Source organism: Pseudomonas sp. AGC41 (assembly GCF_057334555.1).
Genome location: NZ_JBHFJB010000125.1, coordinates 18578 through 26579, shown reverse-complemented (window position 1 = coordinate 26579; position 8002 = coordinate 18578). Strand labels below are relative to the sequence as shown.

Sequence of the window (8002 nt, the reverse complement as noted above, 5' to 3'; positions counted from 1 at the left end):
GGCGGCGGGTCAGCTTGCATCAGTGCTGAATGTGCTAGTGCATTCGCGAGCAGGCTCGCTCCCACAGGGGGGTTGCGCTGGGCACAAAATCTGAGGCCAACACAAACCACTGAGGGACCATCAGCCTCAGACTCGAAACTGCTTGAGCAGGCCGTTCAACTGTTCGCTCAGATCTTTGAGGCGGGCGCTTGCCACACTCGACTGTTCCGCGGCCATGGCGGTGCTGTGGGACAGGCCGGCGGCCTGGGTGACGTTCTGGTTGATGTCTTCCACCACATGCGCCTGTTGCAGGGTGGCGCTGGCGATGGAGGCGTTCAGGCTGTTGAGGTTGCGCAGGGCCTGGCCGATGGCGTTGAGGCTGGCGCCGGCCAGTCCGGCCTGTTCGATGGTCAATTGCGAGGCTCGGCTGCTGTCGCTGATGACTTTCACCGCAGCCTCGGAATGATTTTGCAGGCGTTCGATCATCGCCTGGATTTCAGCCGTGGACTTTTGCGTGCGCTGGGCCAGCAAACGTACTTCATCAGCCACCACGGCAAACCCGCGGCCTTGTTCGCCGGCGCGGGCGGCTTCGATCGCGGCGTTGAGTGCCAGCAGGTTGGTCTGCTCGGCAATCGAGCGGATCACTTCCAGCACGCTACCGATCTGGGTGCTTTCGCTGGCCAGGGTGCGGATCACTTCCACGGCCTGGTCGATGGTCTGGGAGAGCCGGTCGATCTGTTGCAGACTGCCGTCGATGTTCACCTGGCCCTGCTGGGCCTGGGATTCGGCGTCGCGCATTTCGCTGGCGGCGTGTTCGGCATTCTTCGCCACGTCCTGCACGCCGTAAGTCACTTCGTTGATGGCGGTCGCCACCAGTTCCATCTGTTGCGATTGCTGCTGGCTGCGCTGCTGGGCCTGGGCAGCATCGTTGCCCAGGTCGCTGGATGATTGCCCCAGCTCGCTGGCTGACGCCTGCAACTGACTCACCACTTGACGCAGCTTGGCGGTGAAGGCGTTGAAGTGCCTGGCCAATTGCGTCACTTCATCCTGGCCGTGGGTATTGAGGGTGCGGGTCAGGTCGCTCTCGCCGCTGGCGATATTGGCCATCGCGGTTACGGTTTCCTGGAGCGGGCGAACGATACTGCGGACGATAAGCGTCAACAGCAGGCCCATGAGCAGGGTAATCGCCAGGCCGATCAAGGAAGCCTTGATCAACTGCGACTGGAATTCGGCCTGTACATCATCCACGTACACGCCGGAACCGATGATCCAGCCCCAAGGCTCGAACAGTTTCACATAGGACGTTTTCCCTACCGGTGCCTCGGCGCCCGGCTTGGGCCAGAGGTAATCGACCATGCCGGCGCCCTTGGCCTTGGCGATGGCGACCATTTCGTTGAACAGCGCAAAACCGTTCGGATCGCGGATGGCCGAGAGATTCTGCCCTTCAAGTTTCGGGTTGGTCGGGTGCATGACCATGACCGGTGCCAGGTCATTGATCCAGAAGTAGTCATTCTGGTCATAACGCAGGCCGCGCACGGCGCTGAGCGCCTGTTTCTGCGCCGCCTCGCGCGTCAGGGTGCCGGCAGTCTCCAGGCCATGGTAATAGCTCAGCACGCCGCTGGCGGTCTGCACTACATGTTGGGTTTTCTGCACCTTGGCCTGATACAGATCGGTGTGGATCTGCTTGAGCATGAACGCGCCCAGCGTGAACAACATCACGATGGCCACGACCAGGATGAGCCACAGGCGTCGGCTGATCGATACACTGCGCAAGCTATTCATACGCTGTCACTCCGGTTTTTATTCTTGTCATTTAACGACGGCGGCACTTTAACGCTCGACGTCTATGCGCGATTGACCTGGGCCATAACGCGGCAGCGTTATCAGGGCTTGTCTGATAGGATTTCGGCCCCGCAGCGCAAAACCTGAGTCGCTTCTGATTTTTCATTGGTTTTTTTTGCAAGGTCGCGGTTATCGTGCAGCCGCTGCGTGCACCTGCGTAACATTTGAATAGTGACAAGGCCTGAAACGACAGGCTTTTCTGGGGGATGAATGGATTTGTGGACGGCCTTTTCGGCATTGATTCTTGGCGTGGTAGAAGGGCTGACGGAGTTCCTGCCGATTTCCAGTACCGGGCACCAGATCGTCGTCGCCGACTTGCTCGAATTCGGTGGCGAACGCTCGATGGCGTTCAATATCATCATCCAGCTCGGTGCGATCCTCGCGGTCGTCTGGGAGTTTCGGCGCAAGATCTTCGACGTGATGCTGGGCCTGCCGACCCAGCCCGGCGCTCGCCGATTCACCGCCAACCTGCTGATCGCGTTTTTTCCTGCGGTGATACTGGGCGTACTGCTTGCCGACTGGATCCACCATTACCTGTTCAACCCGATCACGGTCGCCGCGGCACTGGTATTGGGTGGTTTGGTGATGCTCTGGGCCGAGAGGCGCCAGCACACGGTGCACGCCGAAACCCTGGATGACATGACCTGGAAGGATGCGCTGAAAGTCGGCCTGGCCCAATGCATCGCGATGATTCCCGGCACCTCGCGCTCCGGTGCGACCATCATTGGCGGCCTGCTGTTCGGCCTGTCGCGCAAGACCGCCACCGAATTCTCATTCTTCCTGGCCATGCCAACCATGGTCGGCGCGGCGGTCTACTCGGGCTACAAATACCGCGAACTGTTTGTCCCGGCGGATTTCCCGGTGTTTGCCATCGGTTTTATCACCGCGTTCATCTTTGCCATGATCGCGGTCAAGGGCCTGCTGCGCTTCATCGCCAGCCACAGTTATGCGGTGTTCGCCTGGTACCGGATCGCGTTCGGCCTGTTGATCCTGGCGACCTGGCAATTCGGTTGGGTCGACTGGACGGCTGCGCAGCCTTGAGCGATTCGGCCAGGCGCGTCGCACGTAACACCGGCGGGGCCGAGCAGAACCTGCGCCTCAAGCTGATGGTGTTCGCGGTTCTGTGCGCGTTGCCGCTGTTTGGCTCGCTGCTACTCGTGCTCCGTGGCGAATCCTGGGTGCCGCTGACGGCTTACGGAGTCGTCAGTGCTGTGGCGTTCCTGCTTTACTGGAGCGACAAGCGCAAGGCACGCGCCGATGCCTGGCGCACGCCGGAGAACATCCTGCACGCGGTCGAACTCGCCGGTGGCTGGCCGGGCGCATTGCTGGCCCAGCAGGTGTTTCGCCACAAGACCCGCAAGGTGTCGTTTCAAGTGGTGTTCTGGTTTATCGTTTTGCTGCACCAGGGGTTCTGGATCGACCAGTTGTTCCTGGGTGGCCATCTGTTGGCGTTGTTCTGATGGCTGGCTGGAGACTGCCTTCGCGAGCAGGCTCGCTCCCACACTAAGTCTGTGCGCACTGATGCTTAAATGTGGGAGCGAGCCTGCTCGCGAAGGCGGCAGCAAAGCCATCTTTCATATAACTGGACAACCCCATTGCGCTACAGCAACAACCCCACCTGCGTACGCTTGGGCAACTTGCTGACCACCAACTGATGGGAACGTCGCAACAAACTGCGCAGCTCCTCATCGCCCAGCGGGTAGGGCACTTGCATGATGACCCATTGGGCCCTGGCCAGGTACGGCGCCGGATGAATGCCGGGGCGGTCGCAATGGCCGAGAAACAGGTCCTTGTCGACCTTGAACGCCAACGAATCCCCCCGCAGGTTCTGCAAGGCGAACATCTTGTTGCCGGCGATCGAGAATACGCGCACGCCACCCCATTTATAGTCTTCCCGGGCGCCCGGCAAGCCCAGGCAAAATTGCGCGACGTCCTCTTCGCTCAAGCTCATATCGTCCTGTCTCCACATTGTGCAAAAGCTTCCACCAGATGATCGATCCACGCGCGCACCGCCGGCAGCATGCCGCGCCGGTGAGGATAGACCGCCTGGAGCCAGCCATCCGGTGATGACCATCCAGGCAACAGCTCCACCAGTCGGCCGTCGCGCAGTTCCTCTTCGCAATACATGCTCGGCAACAGGGTAATGCCCAGGCCCGCCAGGGTGCAGGCGCGCCGCACGATAAAGTCGTCGATGCCCAGGCGCGCCTCCAGGGCCAGCTCGACGCTTTGCCCTGCGGTACTGAGCAAGCGCACATGCACCAGGCGGTCCGCCTCCAGCGCTCCCAGCACCGGCAGTTGCCTGAGGTCCTCCGGGGTTTCGATCCGCCGCCCTTCAACCAGTGCCGGACTGGCAACCAGGGTCAGGCGCGCCTGGCGCAAACGCCGGGTCATCAGCAGTGGATCTTCGTCGCCCAGGTCACGGACGCGTAACGCCACGTCGATGCCCTCGCTGATCAGATCCACGCGCCGGTTGAGCAGGATCATCTCCAACTGCACCTGGGGGTATTTTGCCAGGAAGCTTTCGATGATCACCGGCAGGAACTGGTGCGCCAGGCCCACCGGGCTCGACACTCGCAAACGCCCACGGGGCTCGCTGGACATACTCGCCACCGCTTCGTCGGCCATTTCCGCTTCCAGCAACATGGCCTGGCAATGACGCAGATAACGTTCACCCACGGCGGTCAGCTTCAACTGGCGGGTGGTGCGTTGCAGCAGGCGGGCGTCGAGGCGCTCTTCGAGCTCGGCGATTCGCCGCGACAAGCGTGACTTGGGGATGCCCAGCAAGCGCCCGGCGGCTGCGAAGCCACCGGCTTCAACCACCTTGGCAAAATAATACAGGTCATTAAGGTCTTGCATGGCGACTCGATTGTCCTGTCAGTGGAACGAACCATCACATTCTTGCAGACTTATCTCTGATTGGCTTCATCGATAGGATTGTTTTCAATTGATCGCCTGGTTGCGATCCTCACTTGGAGAGCATTCACATGAAACTGTTGCACATCGATTCGAGCATCCTCGGCGACAACTCCGCTTCGCGCCAACTGAGCCGTGAACTGGTGCAAGCCTGGAAAGCCGCCGAGCCAGCTATCAACGTCACCTATCGTGACCTGGCCGCTGACGCCATCAGCCACTTTTCCGCGCAGACCCTGGTCGCTGCCGGCACCAGCGCCGAATTGCGCGACGCCGCTCAACAGCACGAAGCTGACCTCAGCGCGTCGACCCTGGCCGAGTTCCTCGCTGCCGACGCGGTGGTGATCGCAGCACCGATGTACAACTTCAGCATCCCGACCCAACTCAAGGCCTGGATCGACCGCATCGCCGTGGCCGGCCAGACCTTCCGCTACACCGAAGCCGGCCCCGAAGGCCTGTGTGGCGACAAGAAGCTGGTCATCGTTTCCACCTCGGGCGGCCTGCATGCCGGCCAACCGAGCAGCGTGGGGCATGAACAATACCTGCGGCTGATGTTCGGTTTCCTCGGCATCACCGACATTGAATTTGTTCGCGCCGAAGGCCTGGCTTACGGTGACGACATGCGCACCAAGGCCATCAGCGAGGCCAAGCTGCAGATCAGCCAACAGTTCGCCGCTGCGTAAGGTTTGCGTAGAGGCATCAAGCTCTGCGGGCAACCTTCGGAAAACCCTGTATTCTCGTCGTCATCGGATGGCTGGGGTGCGGGGTTTTCCTGCATTTGGCGCTGGGGATCATGGCGCAGGTCGTGCATGGCCGGAGCGGCGAGCGACGTGGCTCCCGGTGGGTGGGTGAAGGTGGACTATTCGATGATGCGTCTTGGTGCGCTGCTGCTGTTTTGCTGGGTGAGCGGTCTCGGTTCGGTGCAGGCCGCGCCGGCGCCACATCCGCATTGGAGCGCGGGCTTTCATGAGCTGGATTTTCCTGATCCGCTGGACCACCAGCCGATGCATGCCATCGCGTTTTACCCGTCAACCGCGAAGGAACAATCCAGTCTGTTGGACGGCTATCAGATCGACGCGGCGGCTGACGCACAGATCGCCATCGGGCGGTTTCCGCTGCTGATGCTGTCCCACGGTAATACCGGCACGCCGCTGGCCCTGCATGATCTGGCCACGTCGCTGGCCCGCAAGGGCTTCGTCGTGGTGGCGGTGATTCATCCCGGCGATAACGCCCAGGATCACAGCCGGCTCGGTACGCTGAGTAACTTGTACGGGCGGCCGATCCAGATCTCCGAAGCCATCACCGCGACGCTGAACGACCCGATGCTGGCGCCCTTCGTCAACGCCGGGCAGGTGGGCGTGATCGGTTACTCGGCCGGTGGCGAAACCGCGCTGATCCTGTCCGGCGCCACGCCGGATCTCAATCGCCTGCGCCGTTATTGCCAGGAGCGACCGGATGACCGTGACGCCTGCAATACCCAGGGAGAACTGATCGCCGACCGCGATGACCTGTATCCGGTGGCCGACCCCAGGGTCCGTGCGCTATTGCTGATGGCGCCGTTGAGTTTGAAGTTCGGCCGCCACACGCTGGCCGACGTCCATGTGCCGGTGCTGCTCTACAGCGGCGACGGCGACAAACTGGTGGCTTTCGACAAGAACGCCGCGGCCCTGGCGCGCAAGCTGCCTACCGCGCCGGATTTCAAGACGTTGGCCGGGGCCGGGCATTTTGTTTTCATGGCGCCCTGTACGGACGAGCAGATCGCCGCCATGCCGGCGCTGTGCACCGATGCTGACGGCGTTGATCGCAAGGACATCCACCGCACCATGATCACCGAAGCCAGTCGCTTCTTCAGCCAGGCACTGGGCAAGCCGACCCGGGCAGGCTTGCGTACCGCCGATCAGTGATGGGCGCCTTCGGCTCGCCGCCGCAGCATGAGCGTCAGGCCCAGGCCGATGATTGACAGCAAGGCAGCGAAGAAAAATATCGACGAATAGCCCAGGTTCAATGCCACCGCGCCCATCAACGGTCCGGCAATCGCCAGTGCCAGGTCAAAAAACACCGCGTAGGCACTCAAGCCGGCGCCGCGGCTGCTGTTGGGCACCTGCTTGATGGCCTCCACGCCCAGCGCCGGGTACACCAGCGACAACCCGAAGCCCGCCAGCCCCGCGCCGACCAAGGCAAATGCGGTGGACGGCGCCAGCCACAGCAGCACCAGGCCCAGGGTCTCGATGCTCATGCAGACGATGGCCGAACTGAAGCCACCGAAACGGGCGATGCTGGAGATGAACAGCAACCGTGACAGGATGAAGCAGACGCCGAAAACGGTCAGGCACCAGGCGGCGCCGGTCCAGCCTCGGCTGAGGTAGAACAGGGTGATGAAGGTGGTCAGGGTGCCGTAGCCGATCGAGGCCAGGCACAGGCTTGTCCCGAACGGTGCAATGCGTCCGAACACAGCCCAGAAGGGTAGGCGCTCGCCGCGCACGACCGGCACCGAGGGTTTGTTGCGAATCAGCAGCAATGCGCCGCCGGCCAATAACGACAAGGCGATGCCCAGGCTGGCGAAGCCCAGGCCGCCGACCATGACCACGCCCAGCGGTGCGCCGATGGCGATGGCGCCATAGGAGGCGATGCCGTTCCAGGAAATTGAGCGAGCGGTGTGCTCCACGCCGACCTGTCCCATGCACCAACTGATGGTGCCGACGCCGATCAGGCCTTGGGCGACCCCGAGCAGCAAACGCCCGGCAATCAGGATCAACAGGCTGGGCAACGGAAAACTTTGCAGCAGCGTCGACAACAGCGTCAGCACGCCACTGAGCAGAATGCCCACCAGGCCGTAGACGATCGCCCGCTTGGTGCCGACATTGTCCGACAGTCGTCCGGCCATGGGCCGGCTGAGCAAGGTCGCCAGATACTGCGAGCCAATGGTCAGCCCGGCGACCACCGCGCTGAAGCCCAGTTGCTCATGAACATACCCAGGCAACACGGCAATCGGCAGGCCGATGCAGAGGAAGGCGATGAAGGTATAAAAAACGATGGAGACGATCTGCAAGGTGACCGACAGGGAACTGGGGGCGGGCTGGGGCGTTGGCATGGCGGCTCGTTCGCGGGCAGCGGTAAGAGTGCTTCATCATGGCGCGTGCGGGGGAGAAAAGGAAGCAGGCTAACGGTTTGTCCCGCTGGAGGTTGTATAGCGTCTTCGCGAGCGGGCTCGCTCCCACCCTGATCCGGTGATGTCCGACCTCATGGTTGGCACAAACCCACTGTGGGGGGG

At 62.0% G+C, this 8002-nt stretch carries 8 protein-coding genes; 4 read left to right on the top strand and 4 right to left on the bottom strand.

All coding sequences use genetic code 11. The annotated features are described in order from the left end of the window. Positions 1-126: 126 nt before the first annotated feature. Positions 127-1761 carry a methyl-accepting chemotaxis protein gene (locus ACE04F_RS21655; protein ID WP_486109859.1) on the bottom strand — a complete coding sequence of 545 codons (1635 nt, stop codon included), beginning with the start codon at positions 1759-1761 and terminating at the stop codon, positions 127-129. Positions 1762-2031: 270 nt separating this feature from the next. Here ACE04F_RS21655 and ACE04F_RS21650 point away from each other — a divergent pair, with 270 nt between their 5' ends. Continuing rightward, on the top strand, positions 2032-2862 hold the full coding sequence (locus tag ACE04F_RS21650) for an undecaprenyl-diphosphate phosphatase (protein WP_486109858.1): 831 nt from the start codon (positions 2032-2034) through the stop codon (positions 2860-2862). Beyond that, the gene (locus ACE04F_RS21645) at positions 2859-3281 is read left to right on the top strand and encodes a DUF1294 domain-containing protein (RefSeq protein ID WP_486109857.1); all 423 of its coding nucleotides are present in this window, start codon (positions 2859-2861) and stop codon (positions 3279-3281) included. The genes ACE04F_RS21650 and ACE04F_RS21645 overlap by 4 nt, the downstream gene beginning before the upstream one ends. A 140-nt stretch (positions 3282-3421) precedes the next feature. Here the strand turns inward: ACE04F_RS21645 and ACE04F_RS21640 are convergent, their stop codons facing one another. Next, positions 3422-3772: an MmcQ/YjbR family DNA-binding protein gene (locus ACE04F_RS21640; RefSeq protein WP_486109856.1), complete on the bottom strand. Its 351-nt coding sequence runs from the start codon at positions 3770-3772 to the stop codon at positions 3422-3424. Further along, a complete protein-coding gene (locus ACE04F_RS21635) occupies positions 3769-4677 on the bottom strand; it encodes a LysR substrate-binding domain-containing protein (RefSeq protein WP_486109855.1) in 909 nt (302 codons plus the stop codon). Before ACE04F_RS21635 ends, ACE04F_RS21640 begins: the two co-directional genes overlap by 4 nt. A 128-nt stretch (positions 4678-4805) precedes the next feature. Between ACE04F_RS21635 and ACE04F_RS21630 the strand changes: the two genes are divergently transcribed. Together ACE04F_RS21630 and ACE04F_RS21625 are read left to right on the top strand one after the other, a co-directional pair. Next, a complete protein-coding gene (locus ACE04F_RS21630) occupies positions 4806-5414 on the top strand; it encodes an FMN-dependent NADH-azoreductase (RefSeq protein ID WP_305500692.1) in 609 nt (202 codons plus the stop codon). 183 nt (positions 5415-5597) lie between these two features. Then, on the top strand, positions 5598-6635 hold the full coding sequence (locus tag ACE04F_RS21625; protein ID WP_486109854.1) for an alpha/beta hydrolase family protein: 1038 nt from the start codon (positions 5598-5600) through the stop codon (positions 6633-6635). Here ACE04F_RS21625 and ACE04F_RS21620 read toward each other — a convergent pair. Continuing rightward, entirely contained in the window at positions 6629-7822 is a 1194-nt protein-coding gene (locus ACE04F_RS21620; RefSeq protein ID WP_486109853.1) for an MFS transporter, read from the bottom strand. The genes ACE04F_RS21625 and ACE04F_RS21620 overlap by 7 nt on opposite strands. Between the last annotated feature and the right edge of the window lie 180 nt (positions 7823-8002).

Bases quoted from the DNA above. Each gene is read 5' to 3' on its own strand.
- ACE04F_RS21655 (WP_486109859.1), bottom strand. From the start codon at position 1,761: ATGAATAGCTTGCGCAGTGTATCGATCAGCCGACGCCTGTGGCTCATC.
- ACE04F_RS21650 (WP_486109858.1), top strand. From the start codon at position 2,032: ATGGATTTGTGGACGGCCTTTTCGGCATTGATTCTTGGCGTGGTAGAA.
- ACE04F_RS21640 (WP_486109856.1), bottom strand. From the start codon at position 3,772: ATGAGCTTGAGCGAAGAGGACGTCGCGCAATTTTGCCTGGGCTTGCCG.
- ACE04F_RS21635 (WP_486109855.1), bottom strand. From the start codon at position 4,677: ATGCAAGACCTTAATGACCTGTATTATTTTGCCAAGGTGGTTGAAGCC.
- ACE04F_RS21630 (WP_305500692.1), top strand. From the start codon at position 4,806: ATGAAACTGTTGCACATCGATTCGAGCATCCTCGGCGACAACTCCGCT.
- ACE04F_RS21625 (WP_486109854.1), top strand. From the start codon at position 5,598: ATGATGCGTCTTGGTGCGCTGCTGCTGTTTTGCTGGGTGAGCGGTCTC.
- ACE04F_RS21620 (WP_486109853.1), bottom strand. From the start codon at position 7,822: ATGCCAACGCCCCAGCCCGCCCCCAGTTCCCTGTCGGTCACCTTGCAG.